Below are 22636 nucleotides of genomic sequence, written 5' to 3' on the forward strand. Positions count from 1 at the left end.
AAATGCCCCGTCCTGGTGCGCGCGGCCAACCCTGTGGGTGGCCGCGCGGTCAGCCGATCAATCGGCTTTCTTGATGTCCGCGACGAAGAACTGGGAGTTCAGCCCGTTCAGCGGGTAGCCCGAGACGTTGGAAGTGGACACAACGATCTGCGGATAAAGATACAGCCACATGCTGGCCGCGTCCTCGGCAATGATGCGGTTGGCCTGGGCCAGCATCTCGGTCTGTTCCTCCATGGAGGACACATTCTCCGAATCCGCGATCAGGCGCGTGACTTCCGCGTTATCATAGCCCCAGTAGAAATCGGGGTTGCCGTAGAAGACGATATCGCGGTGGTTGACGTGCTCTTGCAGCGTCGCCTCGAAATCCTGGGCCTTGTAGATCTTGGTGTACCATTCGTTGGCGGTGATGATGTTGATCTTCACCTCCACGCCGACCTTGGCCAGTTCGTTCTGCACGAATTGCGCAACCACGGGATGCGGGTCGTAATCGGGCGTGTCCAGCGTAAAGGAGAAGCCGTCGGCATAGCCCGCATCGGCCAGCATGGTCTTGGCGCTTTCGGGGTCGTAGGCGTTCACCTCGGTCAGGTCGATGTACCAGGGATCGGTGGGCGGCACGAAAGAGCCGATGAGCGTGCCGTAATCCCCCCAGATGGCGTTCAACAGTTTCTCGTTGTCCACCGCCCGCGCCAGGGCGGAGCGGACCATGGGATCGTTGAACGGTTCGATCCGGTCGTTGTAGGCCATCAGCTCCTTGGTGGTGGAGGCGCCTTCGGAAACGGTGAAATCGGGATTGTCGGCGAACTGGCCCAGGGCGTCCGGGCTTTGGATCGAGGTAATGATATCCACCGCGCCGGTCAGCAGCGCGTTGTTCTGCGCCGTGGCATCGGTGAAATACTGGAACATCACGCCGCCGTTGCTGGGGGCGGGGCCCCAGTAGCCTTCGAACGGGACCATTGCCAGCGCGGAGCCGCGACGCCATTCCTGAAGCACATAGGGGCCGGTGCCGTCTTCGGAGGCGCTGATATCCGTGGCCGCATCGTTGACGATCCAGACGTAGGATAGGTTGTAGGGCAGCGAGATGGAGGGCGATTTCAGCGTGATCACCACGGTCCGGTCGTCCGGCGTCTCGATCGCGTCGATCACCGCCAGCGTCCGCTTGCGCGAGCTGGCGGAATTCTCGGCCGTTACCCGCTCGATCGAGGATTTGACATCGGCGGCGGTCAGCGGATCGCCGGAATGGAAGGTCACGCCGTCCTTCAGGGTGAAGGTATAGGTCAGACCATCCTCGGAGATGGTGTAATCTTCAACCAGGCGGGGTTCGACATCACCGGCGTCGGTCAGGACGAAAAGCCCCTCGTAGACATTGCCGTTGAACGCCTCGTTGATGCCCTGGCCCGCGCCGGCGGTGTTGTCCAGGTTCTGCGGCTCGTAGAGAGAGCCGATGTTCACCACCGCTTCGGGGTTGAAATCCTGGGCAAATCCGGCCGCGGCCGACAGCGCGAGGACAGATGTGGCGGCAAGGGTGACAGCGGACCTGCGGGAGGCGCCGCGCAGCGGGGAAGCAATGGGTGTCATCGGAAAATCCCTGTTCGGTTTCTTGGACTGCACCGCACCCGCGCACCCGCGCAGGCACACGGCCCTCGGGCCCGGTTCGCGCCGGCCAATACGGCGGGGCAGGGAACCCGAGGATCAGGTGCGACGCAAGGTTAGTCTCATGTCGGCCGCGCCTGCACAAGATCAAACCGGGTACGCGGCATGTCGGTCATCCTCAGGATCGCCGGCTGGCCATGGGATGGGGCGGCAGCCTAATTGTCGTAATACCGGTTGCCATATTGCGAATAGGCGCCATAGCGGCCGCCATAGCCGTAACGCTTCATGCCCTTGGCGTCGATCTGCGCCAGCACGGTGCCCGCGACCCGCAAGTTGACGGAACTCAGCGCGCGCAGCCCGTCAGTGACCTGGTTGCGACTGGTCCGGTCCCATGCGACGGAATAGATGATCGCATCGACATGCTGGCCGATGACCCGGGCATCAGGCACCACCAGGACGGGCGGGGTGTCGATGATGATGTAGTCGTAATGCTTCCGCAGGAACTCAAGGAACTCGCGGAACCTGTCGGAGGCAAAGAGATCGGCGGCGTTCACATTCGACTTCTGCCCCAGCAGGACATCGGCGCCCAGCTCATCGGATCGCTGGATGGCGTCGCGGAAATCCACATCACCGCTGAGCACGGAAATGAAACCGGCTGTGGCCTCGGTGGTGAAATATTCGTTCAAGGTACGGCGGCGCACGTCCCCTTCGAAAAGCAGGACTTTCTTGCCCAGACCCGAAAGGTTCTGCGCCAGGCTGACCGCCTGTGTCGTCTTGCCCTCACCCGGGACGGAGGACGTTGACATGATGACCTGCGGCGGATTGTCGAGATCCGACAGCAGGATGGACGTTCGCAGGTTGCGCACCGCCTCCGCTGCGGCGGAGGTCGGCTTGGTCCGCAGGTAGTTGATCAGGTTGCGCCGGGCCTTCAGCGCGATCTTGGGCACCTGGCCCAGCACGGGGTAGCCGGTTGCGGCCTCCAGCTCGTCCGTGCTGCGGAAGCCCCGGCGCGTCATCTCGTACAGCAGTACGATCCCGGCACCGATCATCAGTCCGAGAACCCCGGACATGGCAAGGACCCTGCCGGTGCGCGGCGCAACCTTCCGGCCATTGACGGATTCCGACAGAACCCGCGCATCGGCGCCCTGGATGCCCTGCTGAACGGTGGTTTCCTTCAGCCGGGTCAGGAAGGTCTCGTAGAGGACCGTGGTGGCCTGAAGATCCCGCTCCAGCTGCTGCAACTCGGTCAGCTTGTCGGATTGACGGGCGAAATCCTCTTGCAGGCGGTCGACGGCACCGGCCAACGCCTCGGCCTGGCTGCTGGCGCGTTGCAGGTCGATTTCGGCGCGGTCGACGATCTGGTCGTAGCGTTGCAGGAAGGCGGAGCCTTCGGTCAGCACGGCGTCACCCTGGGCGCGTTCGGCGATGCGGCGCAGCCCGATATCATCGGCGGCCTCCAGCATCGCCTCCAGATCATTGGCCGCGCGGGCAGAGCGCAGGCTGTCCAGCCGCGCTTCGCTTCGGGCGCGTTCGGCCACCTGGTTGGACGCCCGTTGCCGCGCTTCGCTCAGCTGTAGGTTGCGAGCGGTCAGACCCGAGGGATCGACGAATTCCGACGAGCCGCGCATCTGGCTGATCGCCTCTTCCTTGTCCTTCAGCTCCTGTTCCAGCTGGACGACCCGATCGGAGAGCCAACTGGCCGCCTGTTCGGTCTTGCGGAATTTCACGTCGACCTGATCTTCGATATAGAGTTCCGCCAAGGTGTTGGCGATCAACACCGATTTCTGCGGCGACCAACTTTCGACCCGGATGGTGAAAACATAGGTGTTGCGCTGGACGCTGGGCGTCACGGCCTGTCGAACCCTGGCCACGGTATTGTTGAAGATATTCAGTTCGCTCGGCGCATCTTCCGAAGTGACCGGCACTCCCACAAGGCGTTTGGTGGCAGCGATGATCTTACCCAAAGAGATCGCCGGCTCTGGCCGCAGCGAAGGATTGAATTCCGGATCCATGGTCAGGTCCAGCGCGCGCACCAGCTTGGCGATCAGGCCACGGGAGGTGATCACCTCCAGCTCCGTGTTCATGCTTTCCGTCTCGGCGGAGACGCCGGAGACGACGCTTTGCAGATCCACGATCTGATCGCCCCGGGCTTCCAGCATCAATGTGGTGGAGGTGGCGTATTTCGGCACTGCCAGAACGACCGCATAAGTTGCGCCAACTGTCAGAGCGGCCAGCATCGCCAAGAGGATAAGAAGCTTGCCGCGCCACAACGTCCGGACGATTTCCAGAAGATCGATCTCGTCATCTTCGATACGTTCGTGGGCGCCACCCATGCCGGGCCGGACATCATCTTTCACGCGCATGACCACCGTACTTGTCTGTTCACGATCTGGGACATTTCACACTGGACCGATCAAGGCAAGTCGCGGATCCGAACTGGCCGAAAGGTCACTTTCCGCGACCCATCACAACCGTGACGCAAGTGCGCCACAGGATCCACATCTCCATCCGGGAACCGGAGTTACGGATGTAGAACACATCCGCCGCAACCTTGCGACGGGTTGCCGCGATGCCCTGTACGTAGCCGACTTCGGTCTGGGCCAGACCGGTGATGCCGGGAACCGCATCATGGCGGCGCCGGTAGCCGGGGATCTTGTCGAGGTAGACCATAGCGTGATCATAGCTGTCCGGGCGTGGCCCGATAAAGGACATCTGCCCTATCAGAATGTTGATGATCTGCGGCAGTTCATCCAGCCGGGTCTTGCGAAGCAGGCTGCCCAGCCGGGTGATCCGGTCGACCTCAAGCGGATCATCGGCGCTGCGCCGGATCTCGGCGACATCGGTCATGGTGCGAAACTTGTAGATCACGAAGGGCTCGCAACGATGGCCCATGCGGATCTGAAGAAAGAGTAGCCTTCCGGGATTGAACATCGGGTTGAGGGCCAGAAGGCAAAGCGACACCAGAGCCAGCAGAGGCAGAAGCAGCAGCGACAGCGCAATATCCGCCGCGCGTTTCACTACGCCCGGACGGGCCGCCACGGCAGGCACAGGCGCGCGGGCCAGCCGGGGCAAGGCATCCTTGGCGCAAGTCTGTTCCGCCGCCCGCGCCTCGGACCGCCAGCGCGTACTGATTTGGGTCATACCGGATATCCCCGAGCATCTGTGTCATGACCATGTCGACTGGCAGCGTGACGACACTTAAAGTATTCCTAGGAGAGAGCGCTTTGTGAGTAAAGTATGAAAATCGGTTGCAATCCCCATGTTTCAGATGCGTCATTACCGGTGGGTTTGGCAACGGCACAGTCCTGAATTAGGCGATATCTTGCCAATGTGACCTCCGGGGCGCCCAAGATTGCGGCGGGCCGGGAATTTGGAGCACAGTAGTGGGAAATTGCAAAACTCTCGCGACCCGGTCATCGAAATGTCACATTCACGATTTCCTGGAAAACACGCTGGTGACGCTGGTGTTTTCAACTGTTCGGTCGGTCTCTCCAGGTCGGGCCACGAAAGATCACGGACAGCCGTACCGTGATCCATTCATATTGGCCGGCCCATTTTCGGAGAATGTGTTTCGATACATTCGGAAATTCATTCCTCCGATGGGTAGACCGATTTTCGGAAATGATATGTGGCGGAATCTGGAAAGGAATTCCAGATTCCGCCACCGGACTCTTCTGCGCAATTGGAGCTACTTTGCCATATGGCTTCGCCCCCGGCGGTCTTATGCGCCGGGGGGAGAGCGCCGCTCAGGGGCGCAACATGATCTTGCCGCTGCGACCGGGGGTCAGGGCGGAGGTGAGCGCCTGGGTTACGTCGGACAGAGGGAATGTGCCGCCGTCTGTCAGCTCCATCTCGCCGGTGGCGACCAGCGTTACCAGTTCGGTCAGCAGGCGCTTGCGGTCCTCGGCGGCCATGTCGGCGGACACGCGAGACCCCCAGAACCCCTTGACCGAGATATGCTTCATGATCAGGTCGCCGGAGGACAAGGTCATCGGGGCGCCCGTTGCGGTGCCGAAGACGACCAGTTCGCCGTCGCGGCCCAGCAGGCTGACCAGGTCACCGGAGATCGCGCCGCCGACAGAATCGATGGCGGAGGTGGCGCCAGCCTCACCCAGAATGGCGCGCGCGGCGTCCAGCCAATCAGGCTCCGAGGTGGAAAGGACATTGTCCATGCCCAGCCCTTCCAGCTCCGCCACCGCATCAGGGCGCCGCACCAGGTTCAACAGGTTGATTCCGCGGGATTTGGCGAGAATTGCCATGATTTTCCCCACAGCTCCGTTGGCCGCGGTCTGAATGATCCAGTCGCCTTTGCGCGCCTGCAACGTTTCCAGCAGCGAGATCGCGCTGAAGGGCATGGCAATCAGCTGGGCGCCGGCCACGTCTGAGATCGCATCGGGCAGCGGCAGGAGGCCGTCGGCAGGGGCGGTGAAGAACTCCGCCCAGGTGCCGTGCACACCGGCGACGGAAACGCGTTTGCCAACCAGGGTGGCGTCGGCTGCGGGGCCCACGGCCTCGACGATGCCCAGGGCCTCGGACCCGGCGATGGCACCGGGCAGGGGCGGTTTGTAGCCGTAATTGCCGCGAATTGTCCAAAGATCATGATTGTGGATCGGTGACAGCACCATGCGCACCAGCGCCTCGTTCGGGCCGGGGGTCGGGCGATCTGTGTCGCGCAGGGTCAGAACATCGGTTGGTTCGCCGAATTTGTCGTGCAGGGCGGATTTCATGATTTGTTTCCTTTTTCATGTGAGAATCGGTGCCGCAACGATGACAAGGAGAGTGCTTCGTCACGACATCATGGTCAGGGCGATTGGCGGATCAGGGGCAAAACGTTTGCCGCGTCTCCTTCAGGGCGTTGTGCAGCGCCTGGTCGTTCCGTGCCAGTTTCGACAGGATCGCAGCCCCCAGCCACCGGGCGTACAGCATCTGGGCGGCGGTCTCGGGATCGTCCACCTGACGGAGGGAGCCGTCATCGGCCCCTTCGCGCAGAAGGGCTGCGATACGATGAACCAACTGGCCGACGCCGTCGTCAAGGATGCGGCGCATCCCGTCAGAGAGGTCCGCGACCTCGGCGCCCAGCTTGACCACCAGGCATTGGCTGGCGATGCCTCCGTCCTCGGCCGTGATCCAGGCGGACCAGAACCGCAGAAGCCGATCCCCGGCACTCTCCGGGCTGTCGGCGAGGGCATCGAAACGTTCGAGGTAGTCAGCGACATAATCGCTGAGCATAGCCAGGCCGAAAGCCTCCTTGGAGGTGAAGTAATAGTAGAAGGAGCCCTTGGGCACGCCGCTTTCGGACAGGATCCGGGACAGGCCCAGGCTGCCGAACCCGTGGGTAATCACCAGGGATCGCCCTGCGGACAGGATGCGGCGGCGGGTGAGATCTGATTTGGCCGGTTCGTTCATGTAGCTGGAGGTAGGTACCTTTAGACCGATCGTCTAGGTTTCGCGCCTCAGACAGCGCGCACGGCCGGCGCGGGATCTGTGCGCAGGCGCGCGAAGATGGGAAAAGATCTTGGTGCGCGCTTCCCTGACGCGGGATGGCGCCGTGGTGAGGTGCGATCAGGCAGGTGGCGGGAACGGAGAGAGAGGAGGCCGAGGCGCGGGACGAAGGACCGGGAGGCACGGCCGGGACGATGCACCCGGAGGGAGGGGGGAGGAATAGCCGCGACGGCGGGTTGTGACTGCCGGCTTGAGCGCGGCCGTCGCGTTATCTTGCCGCAACATCAATGCGCATGATCCGTTGCCGGCCCAGCCCGGTCAGGCCCGACCCAGTATTGCAGCAGGGGCAGGGGGCAGGCCCGGCGGCGGATGAAACGCAAAGCAGATGAAACGAATGGAAAGAAGGGATGGGCCCGAGGCTCGGCCACCAACAGGGGCGGTTGGCCGCTATTCGGGGTCGGGGAAGAATTCGCTGGTGATCTTCTTCAATTGCACAAAGGACAGCGGCTTCTCCACGGCGTAATTCGCCCCCGCACGCTCTAGCTGCAAGCATTCGGTCCCCATGGCGGAGGCGGTGACGCCCACGATGGGCACCTCGCCATCGGCCGCCCGGATGCGGGTGATGAGCTCCGAGCCCAGCAGGCCGGGTAAAAGCTGGTCGACCAGGATCAGATCGGGCGGGTCGGCGCGCCAGGCCTCCAGGGCCTCCGTCCCGGAGGTGGCCCAGACCGTCTTGCCCACCAGACGGTTCAGCCGCGTGGCGGTGATTTCGCCGACGATCTGGTTGTCTTCCACCAGCAGGATCGTGCGGTCGGGATAGGGTTTCGAATGTCCGTCCATCGGGTCCTCCTGCGGGTAGGTGCGGTATTTTTCCGCCTGTGCCAGCTGCGCCGGGTGAGTGGCGACAAAGGTGCAGCCGCCGCCTTGCTCGGACGGGGCGCTGGCGGTTTTCAATACCACGTCGCCGCCCATCATGCGCAAGGCCTTGCGCGCGGTGAACAGGCCCAGGCCCGGCTGTTCGGTGCCCCGGCCGGTGCCCAGCGTGTCGAAAGGCGCGAACAGCCCCGGCGCGCGGTCGGCGGGGATGCCGGTGCCATTGTCGCGCAGCTCCCATGTGACGCTACAGGCGGTGCCGCTGCTGCGGGTGAGAAAGGCGCTCAGCACCACTTCGGTGGCCTTGGAATGCACGATCGCATTGTGCAGCAGCTTCGACAACGCGACATAGGCCCGCGCGTAGTCGGAGCGGATCAGCGTGTCGGTGCGCGGCGACAGGGACAGGCGCAGGGTGATGCCGTTGGCGCGGGCGGCGGCGCGGAATGTGTCGTCCAGGTGCAGGGCCAGTTCGCGCAGGGTGAAATCGGGTTGGCCGCCCTGCATCTCCTGCGGACCACCTTGCAGGCGCAGATCGTCGAGGATCGACAGGATGCGGCGCAGGCTTTGCCCGAAGGTGTCGGCGACGTCGGACCAGGGGGTGCCGTCCTCAAGCTCTTCGGCCAGCATGTCGAGGACGGAGGCAGGCGTGCGCAATTCATGCGACGCGACGGACAGAAGGCGTTCCTCGCGCAGCAGGGTGCCGGTCAGCAGGGTTTCCAAACGGTCCGCGCGGGACTTCTGCACGGCGAGTTCCGCGATCTGTTGCAGGCCGATCCAGGCGCCCTGGCTGCTCCGCTCAAGGATGATCAGCCGGTGCGGGGTGGCGGGCGCATCCTGCGCCCCCGACAGCAGGCCGCCGCGCAAGGGCAGCTCCAGCGGCGCGTCTGGAGCAGGATCGGCGGCGTCGCCGTGCAGCCGATCCAGCAGGTCAAGCAATTGCGCCGATGGCGTCTCGGCGAAAAGCTGGGCAAAGCTGACCTGCCGTCCGCCGGCGGGCAGGCAGACCCGTCGCTGGGCCACGTCGACATGGACCAGCCGTCCGCCGGTCAGCGCGGCGCCGTCGGACCCGGTGTCCAAATCGTCCAGCCGGTCGCGCAGGTGGGCAAGGCGCGCTGCGTCACGGTAGATATCGGCCCCGGTGCGGGCCTGATCCTCCAGCAGGATCAACACGATAGCAATGCCGGCCAGCAAGAGCGTCGGGCCGGGGGGCAGGACCGGGACCGCCCCGGCCAGAGCTGGCGACAGCCCCGCGATCCCCGCCAGCGCGGTGGCGGCGGGCCAGGCGCCACGCAGCCCCAGGCCCAGCAGGATCAGCCCTCCGGCAAGCGGCAACAACAGTGCACCCGGAAAATTCGGCCACCCGCCCGAAAGGAGCGTGACCGCCAGGATCGCCAGCACTGCGATCGCCAGCAGCCATCCGGGCCGGGGCAGGGTGGCCGTCTGGGCGCGCAATCCCAATCTCAGCAACAATTGGGCCAATCCGATCAGCACCACCGCCCGCGCCACACCGCCCGGCGATCCCGGCAACGGCGCGTCGATCCAGCGGGCGAGGGTCAGCAGAACCGCCAGCTGGGCCGCCATCTCCGCCGCCGGTGCCAGGCCCGACACCGGACGCCGCGCCCGGCCGGGGAGAGAGGCGGCGATCGTCCGCGCGCCCTCTGCCGCCAGCGCAAGGGTCAGCGCCGCCAGGGGCATCAGCGGCAGGGGGCTTTGCAATCCCGCGCCCAGCAGCGCCGCCGTTCCGGCCGCGCCCGCAATCAGGATCTGCACCAGGCGCGGCAGCCGTGACCAGAGGCCGCCGCGCCAGCCCAACGACAGCCCGGCGGCAAGGATCAGCGTCAGGGCCGGGGCCTCTGCGGGAATGAGAGGCAGCGCCCGGCCAGCGCCGAACCAGCCGCCCGCCGCACAGAACCACAGCAGGCAGATCGCCGAGGCAACGCTGCGGGCGGGCACGGCTGACCCCGGCGATCCGGGGCCTGTCCGCTGGGGGGCGCCAATGCGGTCCATGTCAGAAAGAATTCAGGATGCGATACATCGCCGGTGTCAGCAGCAACAGGAGCAGCGGCGGCACGGTCAGCACCATGGTGCCCAGCGTCATCTTGGTGGGCAGCATGTTGGCCTGTTCCTCCACCCGGCGATACCGGCGATCGCGTTGATCGGCGGAATAGACGCGGAACGTCTCGGCCACCGGGGTGCCCATGGCAGAGGCTTGCAGCACCACGGCGGCAAAGGATTTCAGATCGGCATTGTCGGTGGACCAGGCCAGCCGGTCGAAGGCGGCGCGCCGATCTTCGCCGGCTTTCAGCGCCTCGGCGGTGGCGGCGAAACGTTCGGCCAGGTCCGGGTGAATGCCATGCATCGCGCGCGCTACCCGCACCAGCGCCTGATCCAGCGATTGCCCGGCCTCCACGCAGACCAGCATCAGGTCCAGCGCATCGGGCAGGGCGCGGGCGATCCGGTCGATGTAACGGTCGGCGGCATTGCGCACCAGAATCGACGGCAGAATGAAGCCGATCACCGCCACCAGCAGAATCACCACCCCCTGGCGCGTCGGTGACAGGCGCAGCTGTACCCAGTCCAGCGTCATCACCACGGCGCAGATCAGGGCCAGGAGCAGGGCCAGCACCAGCTTGGCCAGGGCCAGATAGAACAGGGCGTTGGGCCCGTCCAGCCCGGCCTGCATCAGCATCTTGCGTTGTGCCGCGCGGGCCTCTTCGGAGCGCGATTGCATCAGCCCGCCCACCAGGTCGCGCCAGCGCGACGGCCCCGGCGTTGCATGGCGCAGACCGGCCTGCCGGGCGACTACCGGCCCGGCCAGGATCCGGCGCAAGGCCAGCCACAGCCCCACCATCAGGCAGGCCATGCCGATGGCGGTGGTCAATGACAGGAGGGCGGGCATGGTGCTGTCCAGGGGCGACATGGCGACGATCTCAGTGTTTCAGGCGGACGAGGCGGCGCATGAACACCAGGTTGGCGAGCAATAGCGCGCCGACCAACGTGATCATGGGCAGAAAAATCGGGGTGCCGTAAACCTCATCGAAATAATTGGGGTTCAACATCAGCAGGCAGAGGCCGGCGAGACCGGGAAAGACCGACAGGAAATTGCCGGACCACTTGGCCTCGGACGTGATGGCGCTGACCTTGCGATCCAGCTGCTGGCGGCTGCGGCAGATTCGGGACAGCCGCTCGATCACCTGGGCGAGGTTGCCGCCGCTGTTGTTCTGGATGGCCACGGCGGTGGCGAGAAACAGAAGATCATGGTTGGCGCAGCGCGCGGCCAGGTCATGCAGGGCGGTCACGACGTCCTGACCATAGCTGATCGCATGGGCCGTCTCGCCGAACTCGCGGGAGATGGGGCCATCCCCGGCTTCCGCGACCATGGCCAGGGCCTTGTTGATGGGCGATCCGACGCGAAGGGCGCGCACGATGCTTTCCAGCGCATCGGGCACGTCCTCCGCGATGGTGGTCAGTTCACGCTGGCGCCGGACATGGTGCAGGATGCGAAAGATCGCCAGTCCCAGCCCGGCCCCGGCCAGGGCCGTCACCCCGACCGGCAGGTCGATAACCACGGCGAGGGTCACGGCGATCGCCGTCCCCCCGCACAGCAGAAGGAGCGCATCACGACGTTTCAGCAGTCGCGGCACCTCCCGGAGGTCCTGCCACCGGACCAGGCCCGTGCCGCCGTTCAATTGGCTGAGAAACCGCAGGGCCGGGCGCCGGTGCCGCAGGCCGCCACCCGCCGCGCGGGCCGTGGCGGCGCTGCCGGGCCCTTCGCGGGGGGGAGGGATGGGCGTGCTATCCGCCGTGGTCCGCCCGGCCTTGCTGGTCTGTGGCCGGGGCAGGCCGGCCGCGGCATAACGTTCCAGGATGCGCCGCCGCCGATCTGCCGCGCCCTGCCGCAGGTGCAGGACCAGCGCATAGACCATGCAGCCCGCGCCCAGGCACATCAACAGCGGCAGGGCGGCCAGCGGGCCCATTCAGACCGGCCCCCCATAGATATCGGCGGGCAATTCGCTGCCCCAGCGGCGGAACCGGTCGGAATAATGCGACCGCACGCCACTGGGTGCGAATTGCCCCTCTACCCGGCCATCGGGGTCGACGCCCTGGTGTTCGAAGGCAAACAGCTCCTGCATGGAGATGATATCGCCTTCGCAGCCGGTGACCTCGGTAATGGAGACCAGCCGCCGCGTGCCGTCCTGCAATCGGCTGACCTGCACGATCAGGTTGACGGCGGAGGCGATCTGCCGCCGCAGTGCCGGCAGCGGAATGTCGATCCCGGCCAGCGCCACCATGTTCTCCAGCCGGCTGGCGGCATCGCGGGCAGAGTTGGAGTGAACGGTGGTCATCGACCCGTCGTGCCCGGTGTTCATCGCCTGCAACATGTCGATCACCTCGTCGCCACGGGTCTCCCCGACAATGATCCGGTCGGGGCGCATCCGCAGCGCGTTGCGCAGGCAGTCGCGCTGCGTGACCTCGCCCTTGCCCTCGATATTGGGCGGGCGGCTTTCCATGCGGCCGACGTGGTCCTGTTGCAGCTGCAATTCCGCCGTATCCTCGACCGTCAGGATGCGCTCGCGCGGGCTGATATGGGCGGACAGGGCGTTCAGCAGGGTCGTTTTCCCCGAGCCGGTGCCGCCGGAAATCACGATGTTCAAGCGGCAGGCCACCGCCGCCCGCAGGTAGCGCGCCATGTTGTCCGACAGCGCGCCAAAGGCCACCAGCTGGTCCAGGGTCAGGCTGTCGCGGCGGAACTTTCGGATCGACACCAGCGTGCCGTCCACCGCCACCGGTGCGATCATGGCGTTGATGCGCGAGCCGTCTGGCAGGCGCGCATCGACATAGGGGTTCATCTCGTCGACCCGCCGCCCGACAAGCGAGACGATCTTGCTCAGGATGCGGCGCAGATGGGCCTCGTCGGTGAACTGGATGTCGGTCTTGCGCAGCACGCCGTCCTTCTCGACATAGATCTTTTCGGGGCCGTTGATCAGGATGTCGGAGATCGTGTCGTCCTTGATCAACAGATCCAGCGGCCCAAAGCCCATGACCTCGTAGTAGAGATGGTCGACGATCTCGTCCCGGTCGCTGCGCGACAGGACGATGGATTGGCTGGGCGCGATTTCCTTGACGATATCGGCGATTTCCTGGCGGATATCGGCCTCGGAGGCGTTTTGCAGCGCTGACAGGTTGAGCGTGCGCAACAAGGTTTCGTGCACCTCGCGCCGAACCTGGGTCAGCGTCTCCCGGCGCCGGGCGTTGCCCGCGTTGGCGGGTGGCTCCGCCGGGGCGGAGGGGGCTGCCTGCGCGGGGGCGGCGCCGGCCGGTGCCGCCTGAGGGGGCGGCCCCGCATTCTCTGCGCGCGCGGGCGGGGCAGCGGCGTCATGCGGCGCGGGCTGACCTGTCAGCTGGGCGCGGGACTGGCGGAACTTGTCAAACATGGGCGGGTTGTGCCGTGCTGCGGCGCGCGGCGTCGATCAGTTGGCGCAGGTCGCGCGACAGCGGGTTGCGCGGGGCCTGGCGGGTCACCGGTGCGCCCAGATCGCCGCAGCGGGCGACCTCGGCTCCGCCGTCGGACAGGACCAGCGACAGCGTTGTGCCCAGACCAGTCTCGAACACCTCGCGGCGGTCTTGCCAATCCGTGTCACGCTCGCGGGGGGCGCGATTCAGGATGTAATGCACCGGTGGGCCGGTCACGCCGCTCTCGGCCAGAAGCTGGCGCAGGGCCCTGGCGTTGCGCGCCGCGCTGATTTGCAGGGTGGCGACGGCCAGGACCGCCTCAGCCGTGCTGAAAACCTCGCCGGTCCAGTCGGTTACCGTGTGCGGCATGTCGACGATCACATGGGTCGCGGCGGTGCGGGCCAGCCGCAGCAAGTGCCGCATCTCCGGCCCCGACAAGGCGTCGGGAGGCAGGATCTGGTCCGGCGCGGGCAGTACGATCAGGTTCGGACCGCACGGGGTCAGGCATTGTTCGAAACATTCGTCATCCAGCGCGCCCGGATTCAGGTAGGCATCGGTGACGCGGTGGTTTTCCGCCAGGTCGAGATAGGCCGCGACGGTGCCGAATTGGGGGTTGGCGTCGATCAGGCAGGTGGTTTCGTGCGGGCGGGCCTCGGCCAGTTGAACCGCCAGGTTGACGGCCAGCGTCGTGGCGCCGACCCCGCCCGAAAGTCCCTGCACCGCGATCAGGCTGTCGGGGCGGGCCAGCACATCGGCCAGGCGTGCGCCCTGCGGCGCGGCGGCGGGGGCGGGCGCACGTCCGGGTTTCAGCCGCGAGACCAGCGCCCGGATCGGCGCGGCGCGGCGCCGGGTGCGGTCCGGATCGGCGCGGTCACCGCCGGTGGCCGGCGCGTCGGCCGGTGCCTGCGCCGCCATCACCAGCGCCGGCAACCCGGCCAGCGCCTGGGGGGGGAGAACCTTGCAGCCGGGGGGCAGGGACAACGCGCCGGCGGTGACCGGATCGGCCAGCAGCACCAGCAGGCGGGCACGGGCGGCCAGGCGGGTCAGCGTGTCCTCGGCCTCGGGGCGCATCTGCGCGTCGGTGGGGGCCAGCGCGGCAAGGGCCAGGTCGTATTCGGGCAGGTCCGCGCCCGTGGGCTGATCGTCCCCGATCCCGATATCCTCGCGGCGGTGCGGGGGCAGCAGGGCCAGGGCCTCCGCCAGAAGCAGCGTTGTTTCGACCCCGTCGGCCAGGGTGCAGACCCGCAGCGCCGGGTCGGTCAGCATGGCACTTCCACGGTGGACTTCCGGTCCGACCGCACGACGGTCAGCTGGCAGGTGCCGGAAATCGGCCGGGCCGGCAAGGCTTGAAGGAATTCGCGCAGGGTGTCGGTGCCCTCGCGCCCTTCCAGCTGGGGGGCGTCGGGGCTGTCGGAGCGCAGGTCGGGAGCAAGGTCGGGCGCGGCCACGTCTGCGCGCCGGAGCGAGGGCGGCGAGGGCAGGCCCAGCGGTGCCTCCGCCGGTGCGGTCCGGGTGGTCACACGCTGCCATTGGCGCGGCGCCTGGAGATGAGGCATCGCGTCGATCTGTGTGCGGGTGGCCTGAATCGTCGGGGCGTTCAGGTCCAGCGGCTGGTTGGACGGCGCGATGAAGATGTCGCCCTCCTGCTGCGCGGCGACCAGCCGGGCCATGGTTTCCGACGGGGCGGTCACGACCAGCGCCACGGGCTGAGCCGTGGCGCTGCCCGCGCCGTCCACGGGATCGGGGGCCTCGCCTGACCTCTCCGGCCGGGACAGCCCGGCGACGCGGATCGCGGTTGCGATCACGCGGGTCTCCGCCGCCTCCTGCGGGCCCCGCCAGAACACGTCGATCCGGTCGCCCGGGGTCAGCGACGGCGCGAAATCGGCCAGGTTATGCGGGGCGAGAGCCAGCGCGCTTTGGCCGAAGGGGACCATCACCTCGCCCCAGTTGCGATCCGCCGCGATACTGAGGTCAGAGGCCAGCAGGAACGCCCCGGCGGTCAGCGCACGGGTGGCGCGGGGCGCGGTGCCGTCCAGCAGATCCAGATTGCGGATGACGCTGGCGGGCAGGTATTCGGCGGCGATCGTTTCCATCCGGAAAAGATCCGGGGTCAGGGGCGCGCCCGGGGCCACATCAGCCACCAGCACGGGCACATCAGGGGCCTGGCCATAGGCGTCCAGCCGGGTCTGGGCCTGTTGCAACCGCCCGTTCATATTGGACAAAAGCGCATAGGTCCCTGCGCCCGACAGCGCGGTCAATACCAGGCCGGTGGCCAGAAAAGTGATCACATTGCGGCGCATGGCACCTCTCTCAGCTGGCCGGGCACGACATCGTGCGGGTGATCCGTCAGGGGGGGACAGCGGGCCTTGCTGTGTCTCAGCTCAAATCGTCCGCGGCGGAAGTTGCCGCCCTGGAAATCAGCTCCCGGACAGCATCAATAAGACTGCCCTCACCGTCCTCCAGCAGAATGGCCCCGACGGTTGTCGCCAGAATTACAACTGCGGACGTCAATACGACCCATTCCACTGTCACCACGCCGTCTTCCCGGCGACAAAAATTTACTAGTCTTTTGATAGACGAGCTAATCTTATGATTGCAACTACTCATATGGTATAGGTCGAAATCGACGCAAAATCCTTGACGACAGATAGAGGGGCAAGAAAGAATCAGGGAGAACACCCGCCCTTCATGGCCCGATCCGCTGACACCGGGGAGAGAGACCCGGTGCCGGAGGGATCAGAAAAATGGTGCCGCGAGCGATATTAGGGTGAACGCGCTCGCGGCACCTCAGTTAGACGCGTGATGCCCTTGGGACAGCAACACCACGTGCCTCACAGTAATGAGCGTTATTGTCCAAGGCGGCCCTGAACGCTTGTTCAAGACGTGCCCGATTGCAGGGGGACTTAAGAGTGGCGTCACACGCCATCATACGCTCAGCAGTAAAGTCATCGCCGCCGACATCACTTGAAATCATGATGATCGGCAAACCGGGTGCGGCCCGGCGCAGGTAGAGTGCGATGTCGATCGTGGCTTCGAGATCGCCGTAGAATTCCGCGTCGATGATGACCAGGTCACAGGCATCCGCATGCCGTTCGATCCAGTCCAACGGGGGTTCGGCATCCGTCAGCGCCACGAGATTGCCGCCCAGGCGCGCCACGCATTCACGGTAACGGGCCAGTTCGGTGTCGGCAGGCCCGCAGTACAGGGCGAGCCCGTTCCGAAAGATGCGATCCTGCGCGAGTTCGGCCGCCAAGGCGTCGACCCGCGCGATTTCCGCATCTTGCAGAGGGGGGAAAGCTGGGGTTGCCGAAGCGGGGACCCCAGGGGCCGGCGTCATGACCTTTGCGGAATTCAGGCCGAAGCTCCGTTCGAAAATGGACATTTCGTTTCCTTCACACTCGGGCCGCCACGCCGGATGGCCGCTTCTGTGAGATATTGATACATCCCAAAGTATGGGTGGTCAATATAAAGATTCCAGCGGTTTTCGTGGAGTGAGGGCTCCGTGCGGAACCCTCAGGGAGCAATCACAAAATTACTCTGTATAACAATGCTTTATGACCATTCGTTCTGCATGATTTGCGACCTGTACTGCCCTCTGGGCTAGGAGGTTTCGGCAAATTCCTGCGCCATTTCGGTGGCTCCGTTGACAGGTTCAGGCTGATTCTCTATCCGATGACTTGCTATATATCCTAAAGTATGGGCTATGCCTGCATGCCGCGCCGGTGTTGAAAGGAGGCGGAGATGACGCTTGCGATCTGCCTGGCTGGTCTGCTGGGCCTGATCCTCTGGGGGTTTCTGCTGGCCGTCAGCCTGCCGCTGCATATCGCCGCCCTTGCCAGTGCGGCGGCGATTTGCGGTCTGCTGCTGCTGGCTGGGGTGTTGCACCTGCGCCGTCGTCGGCGCAACGCGCGCAGGATCCGGCGTCTTTGATCCGGGGGCGGCCCGCCTGCCCATCAAAGGCGCACGGGCTGTGCGGCGGTCACCCGGCAGGGGTCAGGCGATACCCAGATCCTTGGCCGTGACCACGGCCTGGGTGCGGTTCTTCACGCCCAGCTTGGTGCAGATGGCGCGCACATGCATCTTGATCGTCGGTTCCGCGAGGCTGAGAGCGGAGGCGATGTCACGATTGGAATGCCCTTCCGCCAAATAGCCCAGAACTTCCATTTCCTTGACCGACAGGGTGGTATCGTTCTGCGGTTTCTCGTCGGCCCGGCGGAAGGTCAGTTCGCGCGGGATGTATTGATCGCCCGCCGCCATGAAACGGATGGCGTTGGCCAGCGTCCGCAAGGGCGTCGTTTTCAGCACGATGCCGGAGGCCCCGGCCTCCACGATTTCCTCGACGATGCGCAGGGGCGGATTGCCGGTGAAAATGGCGACGGGCTTGCCCTTGTTGGCGGCCATCATCTTGGGCAGGCCGGTCATGCCGTTCATTCCGGGCATGTTGAGATCAAGCAGAACCAAGTCAAACCCGCCGGCCAACGCGACCTCGTCCAGCGCCTCGCCCAGTGTCTTGGCGGTCGTTACCTCCATATCCGGCTGGCCGGACAGGTGCATGTCGATCATCTCGAGAAGCATCTCGTGATCATCCGCGACAAGGACGCGCAGGGAGTTCAGGGAAGGGGCGGCGTTGGTCATTCGATGTCCCGTTATTCTTCTGGCATTTTACATGCAGCCCAAATGCTGGTTGTTGATCTGGATCAATGCTGAACGGAGGCAAACAAATAAGGTTCCCCGTTTGGCGACCCTTCGCGAATCCGGGCGGAAACAGGAGACGTCCTGCCGCGCCCGGGCCTTTGACGGGATGGAGGGTCCGACGCTAATTGGCGTCCGGCCCGCCCCGCGGAACCACGGTTGTTACTCTTGTATACCGGCATTCTCGCCACCTAGGGCACAATTTCTAGTGGTTGTGACGGCATCTCGCAATATTTTTAGGGATATTCTTACCGCATCGCTGTTTTCCGGACACACTTTCGTGATCGCTTGCAGCCGCCGAAACCCTTGTTCGATTTGTGTCAGGCCGGTCATCCCCGCCGATCCCAGGGCTGCGTGCAGATCCGCCCGGCCCTCGGGCGTCAGGCCGGCCTGCTCGATTCGGCCAACCAGCGATTCGGCCTCCTCCAATGCGCCGGTGACATAGCGCCGGGTCATATCGGCGCCCATTTCTTCGTGCAGGTGGCGATGGGCCTCGCCCAGGGGGGCGGCCGGGCGCGGTGCAGGGACCGGGGGGGTGGCCAGAAGCCCCGCAAGGCGGCGCCGCAATTCCGCCGGGGGCATCGGTTTGCGCAGCAATTCGGTGATGCCCACGGCACGGCAGGCCGCATCCCAATCACCGCTGGTATTCGCACTGAGCCCGACCAGCCGCGGCGTTGCGGCGCGGTCCTGCGGGGCGGGCAGGTGACTGACCAGGCTGATCCCGTCCAGATCGGGCAGGTTCATGTCGATCAGCGCGATATCATGGTCAGAGCCGCGCAGCGCCGCCAGCCCGGCGCGCCCGGTGGCCGCCAGATCGACCCGCGCGCCTGCCGTCGTCAGGGTGCTGCGCAGCAAGGCTCCGACGGTGGCGTTGTCCTCGATGATCAGGATGCGGCGCCCGGCCAGCAGGTCGGGGGCGGTGTCCTCGGGACGGGGCAGGGTGTGGGGATCGTCGGGCAGGGTCTGCGGCAAGGGCAGGATGAAACTGGCGGTGAAGGTCGTGCCGCCGCCGGGCGTGTCGCGAAAGCTCAGCTCTCCTTCCATCGCGGTGACCGCCTCGCGGACCACGAAAGTGCCGATGCCGGTGCCCTTCGCGGCCGCGCCGTCCTCGGACCCGGTGTCGAACAGATTGAGGAAGCGCGCCCGATCGCCCGCGTCGATGCCGGCGCCATTGTCCTGCACCTCCAGGGTAAACCGCCGACGCTCGCCGGGCAGGGGCGCGCCGTGCAGAGAGATGCGGATATCGCCGTTATGGGTGAACTTGATGGCATTTCCCAACAGGTTCAGAAGGATGGGATTGACCAGCCGGGTCTGGCCGATGACCTGGGTGGGCCGCACCTCGCCCTGGTAATGCAGGCGGTTGCCATTGGCGGCGGCCAGCGGGCGCAGGCGTTCGGTCGTGTCGCGAAAGATCTGGTCCGGCGCCAGCAAGGTGGCCTGCTGGTGGGCCTCGCCATGATCCATCCGGGCCAGTTGCAGGCATTGATCCACCTGTTCCAGCGCGATCCGCGCGGCGCGCAGGATGGTGTCGCGCAGCGCCGGGGCCTCTGTCGTCGGAGCGGTGGCCAGCAGGTCGCTGGCCGCCATGATGCCCTGCAACTCGGTCTTCAGGTCGTGGGCGATGGTGGCAAAAAGGTTGACGCGGTTGACGCGCTCAGCGCGCGGTTCCAGCAGGTAGAGCGTTTTGCCCCCGGTGGTGTCCAGGCGCGACAGATGGGCGGCCAGCCGCTGGTCTGCCATGTGCAGAGTCAGGCGCAGGGCTTCGGGCGCGTCGGGGCAGGCGGCGCGCAGCTCGGACCAGGGTCGGTCGGCGGCGATTTTCGTGGCTCTGGGCAGCAGGTCCAGCCCCGGCGCAGATCCGGTCAGGGCCATGCCGGTCTCGTCCAGAACCAGGACGGGATCGCCCCGCCGACTGAGCAGCCGGGTCAAAAGCGTCATGCGCGTGGCGCTGCGGGGGCCGCCGGTGTCGGGGTCGCTGTCGTGTCGTGCCATCTGGCGGGCTCGCTTTCCTGTTCCATTCTCTGTGCGCCCGACCGGTCAGGCGGTGCGGCATTCGGCAGCAGGGCTATCATCTAAGGCCGCCCAGCGGGAGGTCCATCCGAATCACCGTCCTTTGATAGCAGTCCGGACCCGGCTTGCGGTGCTGTTCAGCCGTTTCTGCCCAGAGGTGAAATTTCGGAACTCGTGAACAATCCCCGAGCGATGCGGTGAATGTTGCCTGATCGACGACAGGTATAACAATCACTGCACACCTCTTTCTTTTCAAAAACAACAGCTTGCAAGAAAGATTTCGATTTTTCACCGGTCTTGCGCCGGCGCAATTGACTTGATTCACGTAAGATACTTGAATATCGAAAGTATGTATCGAATGTAGATTATGCCCCGCTGAAAGTTTTCCCGCTGCGCGACGCGACGGGGCCGCGACCGGAAGCGAGCAGGAACACTTGTTGGAGGACAGCACAAATGAGCGTTACGGAAATCATTGCCGAGGAACCCTCGGTCTTTCGGATCGAGGCCATGCAGGACGACGTTCTGCAATATGTGAAGCAAGGCGATAACCTTGTCGTGCGACTGAAGAACGGGGATGAATACCGCATCACCGATTTCTTCGTCACCGGGCCCGAGGGGGAGGTAAGTTCTCTGGTTCTGGCCGATGGCGGCCCTAGCGGTGTGACCGGGCAGACATCGATGGCGGGAACCGTCGCGGGTGAAGAGGCTGCCTTTGCCGTAGACGATGAGATGCTGGGCATTCTGGGTGTCGGCGGCGCCGGTGCCGTTGCGGCTGCCCTGGGTGGCGGCGGTTCGGATGACGACCCGACCGATCCCACGGACCCGACCGATCCCACGGACCCGACCGACCCCACGGATCCGACCGATCCTACGGATCCGACTGATCCGACGGACCCGACCGACCCCACGGATCCGACCGATCCCACGGACCCGACCGACCCAACTGACCCGACCGATCCCACGGATCCGACCGACCCCACGGATCCGACCGATCCCACGGACCCGACCGACCCCACGGATCCGACCGATCCTACGGACCCGACTGATCCGACGGACCCGACCGACCCCACGGATCCGACTGATCCGACGGACCCGACCGATCCCACGGATCCGACCGATCCTACTGACCCGACTGATCCGACGGACCCGACCGACCCCACGGACCCGACCGATCCTACGGACCCGACCGATCCCACGGATCCGACCGATCCCACGGATCCGACCGATCCCACGGACCCGACCGATCCCACGGACCCGACGGACCCGACCGATCCCACGGACCCGACCGATCCTACGGACCCGACCGACCCTACTGACCCGACCGATCCCACGGATCCGACCGATCCGACGGACCCGACCGACCCCACGGATCCGACCGATCCCACGGACCCGACGGACCCGACCGATCCCACGGACCCGACCGATCCTACGGACCCGACCGACCCTACTGACCCGACCGATCCCACGGATCCGACCGATCCCACGGATCCAACCGATCCCACGGATCCGACCACTCCTTCGGAGCCCGAAGACTCCAGCCTGACCAACGAGACCCTGAACGGGGCCGAAGGCGCAGGTGGCACGGCCGAAAGCGGTGCCGGGGCAGCGCTCGACAGCCTGAATGACGGCGATATCGGGGGTGCGGTCGATGATCTGCTGGCGACTGTCGACGGCATTCTGAACGGCGAGGGCGGTCTGCTCGACGGTGTCGAAACCGGGGTGGAAGAGCTTCTGGACGGTGTCAGCACCGGCATCGAGGATTTCACCGAATCCGCCGGAAATGGCGAGGTTCTGACCGGGACCGGCCAGCTGCTGGGCGGTGTCGTGGATGGTGCGCTGGTCAGCGACGGCGCGAATGCCGACGGCCTGGCGGGCCAGCTTGACGGTGGCCTGTCCACCGGGGGCGCCTCTCTGGCCGAAGGGCTTGAGGACGGGTTTGCCGCTCTGGAACAGGGTGATCTGGGCGGTGCCCTGGATGACCTTCTGGGCGGCGCGACCGACGCGGTCCTGGGCAGTGGTGCCATCGTCGAAGGTGCGTTGGACGGGGTCGACGACCTGCTGGAAGGTGCGCTGGACGGTGTTGACGGCGCGCTCGATGAGCTGGGCCAGGGCGATGTCCTGGGCGCTGTGGAAGATCTGGTTGACGGGGCGCTCGAAGGATTGCTGGGCGTCGAAGGTACCAGCAGTGTCGACGGCGAAAACGCCCTGCTCGGCGGTTTGCTCGGCGGTGATGGCGGCCTGCTCTCCGGTCTGCTTGGTGACGACGGTCTGCTGGGCGGCGTCCTCGGTGGCGAGGATGGCCTGCTGGGCGGCGTGACTGGCGACGACGGCCTTCTCGGTGGTCTGCTTGGTGACGACGGTCTGCTGGGCGGTGTTCTCGGGGGCGAGGACGGCCTGCTGGGCGGCGTGACTGGCGACGACGGCCTTCTCGGTGGTCTGACCGGTGACGACGGTCTGCTGGGCGGCGTCCTCGGGGGCGAGGATGGCCTGCTGGGCGGCGTGACTGGCGACGACGGCCTTCTCGGTGGTCTGCTTGGTGACGACGGTCTGCTGGGCGGTGTTCTCGGGGGCGAGG

At 65.6% G+C, this 22636-nt stretch carries 16 protein-coding genes; 2 read left to right on the forward strand and 14 right to left on the reverse strand.

Features of this window, described 5'->3' with window-relative positions; genetic code table 11:
- Positions 1 to 57: 57 nt before the first annotated feature.
- The 12 genes from G5A46_RS12980 to G5A46_RS13035 form a co-directional block, all read right to left on the reverse strand.
- Complete coding sequence (locus G5A46_RS12980; protein WP_163849792.1) at positions 58 to 1575, reverse strand: ABC transporter substrate-binding protein; 1518 nt, start codon at positions 1573 to 1575, stop codon at positions 58 to 60.
- 230 nt (positions 1576 to 1805) lie between these two features.
- Positions 1806 to 3953, reverse strand: coding sequence for a GumC family protein (locus tag G5A46_RS12985; RefSeq protein ID WP_239520810.1), 2148 nt, complete (start codon positions 3951 to 3953; stop codon positions 1806 to 1808).
- Between the two features lie 85 nt (positions 3954 to 4038).
- The gene (locus tag G5A46_RS12990; RefSeq protein WP_163849793.1) at positions 4039 to 4731 is read right to left on the reverse strand and encodes a sugar transferase; all 693 of its coding nucleotides are present in this window, start codon (positions 4729 to 4731) and stop codon (positions 4039 to 4041) included.
- A 605-nt stretch (positions 4732 to 5336) separates the two neighbouring features.
- The gene (locus G5A46_RS12995) at positions 5337 to 6317 is read right to left on the reverse strand and encodes a zinc-binding dehydrogenase (protein ID WP_163849794.1); all 981 of its coding nucleotides are present in this window, start codon (positions 6315 to 6317) and stop codon (positions 5337 to 5339) included.
- 91 nt (positions 6318 to 6408) lie between these two features.
- Positions 6409 to 6996 (reverse strand): TetR/AcrR family transcriptional regulator, encoded by a 588-nt coding sequence (locus tag G5A46_RS13000; protein ID WP_163849795.1) that lies wholly within the window; start codon positions 6994 to 6996, stop codon positions 6409 to 6411.
- A gap of 483 nt (positions 6997 to 7479) precedes the next feature.
- The gene (locus G5A46_RS13005; protein ID WP_163849796.1) at positions 7480 to 9858 is read right to left on the reverse strand and encodes a hybrid sensor histidine kinase/response regulator; all 2379 of its coding nucleotides are present in this window, start codon (positions 9856 to 9858) and stop codon (positions 7480 to 7482) included.
- 55 nt (positions 9859 to 9913) lie between these two features.
- Positions 9914 to 10825: a type II secretion system F family protein gene (locus G5A46_RS13010; protein WP_163849797.1), complete on the reverse strand. Its 912-nt coding sequence runs from the start codon at positions 10823 to 10825 to the stop codon at positions 9914 to 9916.
- A gap of 10 nt (positions 10826 to 10835) precedes the next feature.
- The gene (locus G5A46_RS13015; protein WP_163849798.1) at positions 10836 to 11882 is read right to left on the reverse strand and encodes a type II secretion system F family protein; all 1047 of its coding nucleotides are present in this window, start codon (positions 11880 to 11882) and stop codon (positions 10836 to 10838) included.
- Positions 11883 to 13340 (reverse strand): TadA family conjugal transfer-associated ATPase, encoded by a 1458-nt coding sequence (locus G5A46_RS13020; RefSeq protein WP_163849799.1) that lies wholly within the window; start codon positions 13338 to 13340, stop codon positions 11883 to 11885.
- A complete protein-coding gene (locus G5A46_RS13025; RefSeq protein ID WP_163849800.1) occupies positions 13333 to 14625 on the reverse strand; it encodes a CpaE/TadZ family protein in 1293 nt (430 codons plus the stop codon). Before G5A46_RS13025 ends, G5A46_RS13020 begins: the two co-directional genes overlap by 8 nt.
- Positions 14619 to 15659 (reverse strand): RcpC/CpaB family pilus assembly protein, encoded by a 1041-nt coding sequence (locus tag G5A46_RS13030; protein WP_163849801.1) that lies wholly within the window; start codon positions 15657 to 15659, stop codon positions 14619 to 14621. The genes G5A46_RS13025 and G5A46_RS13030 overlap by 7 nt, the downstream gene beginning before the upstream one ends.
- A 491-nt stretch (positions 15660 to 16150) precedes the next feature.
- A complete protein-coding gene (locus G5A46_RS13035) occupies positions 16151 to 16741 on the reverse strand; it encodes a hypothetical protein (RefSeq protein WP_163849802.1) in 591 nt (196 codons plus the stop codon).
- A gap of 359 nt (positions 16742 to 17100) precedes the next feature.
- Between G5A46_RS13035 and G5A46_RS13040 the strand changes: the two genes are divergently transcribed.
- A complete protein-coding gene (locus G5A46_RS13040; protein ID WP_163849803.1) occupies positions 17101 to 17289 on the forward strand; it encodes a hypothetical protein in 189 nt (62 codons plus the stop codon).
- A gap of 63 nt (positions 17290 to 17352) precedes the next feature.
- Here the strand turns inward: G5A46_RS13040 and G5A46_RS13045 are convergent, their stop codons facing one another.
- Together G5A46_RS13045 and G5A46_RS13050 are read right to left on the reverse strand one after the other, a co-directional pair.
- Positions 17353 to 17994, reverse strand: a complete 642-nt coding sequence (locus G5A46_RS13045) for a response regulator transcription factor (RefSeq protein ID WP_163849804.1) — start codon at positions 17992 to 17994, stop codon at positions 17353 to 17355.
- Positions 17995 to 18213: 219 nt separating this feature from the next.
- Positions 18214 to 20043: an ATP-binding response regulator gene (locus G5A46_RS13050; RefSeq protein WP_163849805.1), complete on the reverse strand. Its 1830-nt coding sequence runs from the start codon at positions 20041 to 20043 to the stop codon at positions 18214 to 18216.
- 471 nt (positions 20044 to 20514) lie between these two features.
- Between G5A46_RS13050 and G5A46_RS19650 the strand changes: the two genes are divergently transcribed.
- Positions 20515 to 22636 (forward strand): BapA/Bap/LapF family prefix-like domain-containing protein (locus G5A46_RS19650; protein ID WP_204318735.1); only part of this gene is annotated, 2122 nt, incomplete at its 3' end.

The organism is Pseudooceanicola aestuarii, assembly GCF_010614805.1.
GTDB lineage: Bacteria > Pseudomonadota > Alphaproteobacteria > Rhodobacterales > Rhodobacteraceae > Pseudooceanicola > Pseudooceanicola aestuarii.